Raw genomic sequence first — 1,276 nt, forward strand, 5'->3', positions numbered from 1 at the left:
GAGAACACAGATTAACACTGAGATAAACTCTGTGAAACTTTGTGTAATCGCTGCGGCGAACCGTCCGTGCCTCCGTGGTTATTTAATATTTGTCGGGAAAACTTTATTTAAAATTGCTTTGTTTGAAATAGATAGAATCATCAAACAAAAAGCTAATGTTCAATAATTTCGTATATCAAAATCCAGTAAAAATACTTTTTGGTAAAGGTCAGATTGCTCAACTGAGCAAACAAATTCCTGCCGATGCAAAAATTTTACTTACTTATGGCGGTGGAAGTATTTTCCAAAATGGCGTCTATGAACAAGTAAAAACTGCCCTCGAAGGCCGAAATATCGTAGAATTTGGTGGAATCGAAGCCAATCCTACTTACGAAACGCTCATGCAAGCCGTTGAGTTGGGGCGTAAAGAAGGAATTACTTTCTTGCTGGCCGTTGGTGGAGGCTCAGTGCTTGACGGAACCAAATTTATTGCCGCCGCTATTCCGTTTGAAGGCGAAGATGCTTGGCAAATCGTGACGGGGAAAGAGAAATATAAAACCGCAATTCCGTTGGGTGCGGTGCTTACACTTCCTGCAACTGGTTCGGAAATGAACTATTACGCAGTAATTAGCAAAAAATCGACGCACGAAAAGAAAGGAATGGGCGGGCCATTGGTTTATCCTAAATTCTCGATTCTCGACCCTGAAACCACGTATTCGTTACCGCCACGCCAAATTGCCAATGGTATTGCCGATGCTTTCACGCACGTAATGGAGCAATACATGACGTATCCTGTTGATGCACAAATCCAAGACCGTTTTGCAGAATCGGTCATTCAAACACTCATCGAAGTTGCTCCAAAAACACTCGAAAATCCGACCGACTATGAAGCACGAGCCAATTTTATGTGGGCGGCTACGGTAGCACTCAATGGCTGGATTGGCTTGGGCGTACCACAAGATTGGGCAACGCACCAAATCGGGCATGAGATTACGGCTTTCCACGGCGTTGACCACGCCCGAACGCTCGCAGTTGTATTGCCACATTTATTGCAGTATAAAAAAGCCGATAAACGTGCAAAACTGATTCAATATGCCAAAAGAGTGTGGAATCTGAGCGGAACCGATGACGAATTAGTAGCGGGAGCGATTCAGAAAACTGGCGAATTTTACGAATCATTGGGCTTGCCAATCAAAGCCAGCGAGTACGGCGTTAATAAAGAGACAATCGAAAAAATAAAGCAACGTTTTGTTGAAAGAGGAATGAATTTCGGAGAAAAAGCCGATATTACACCAGA

Annotated in this window: 1 protein-coding gene; it reads left to right on the forward strand. The window is 43.4% G+C overall.

Going from position 1 to position 1,276, the window contains the following annotated elements; all coding sequences use genetic code 11:
• Positions 1-155: 155 nt before the first annotated feature.
• Positions 156-1,276 (forward strand): iron-containing alcohol dehydrogenase (locus ACOVO2_RS18925; RefSeq protein WP_421771476.1); only part of this gene is annotated, 1,121 nt, incomplete at its 3' end.

It is taken from the genome of Emticicia sp. (assembly GCF_049241225.1).
Classification (GTDB): Bacteria; Bacteroidota; Bacteroidia; order Cytophagales; family Spirosomataceae; genus Emticicia.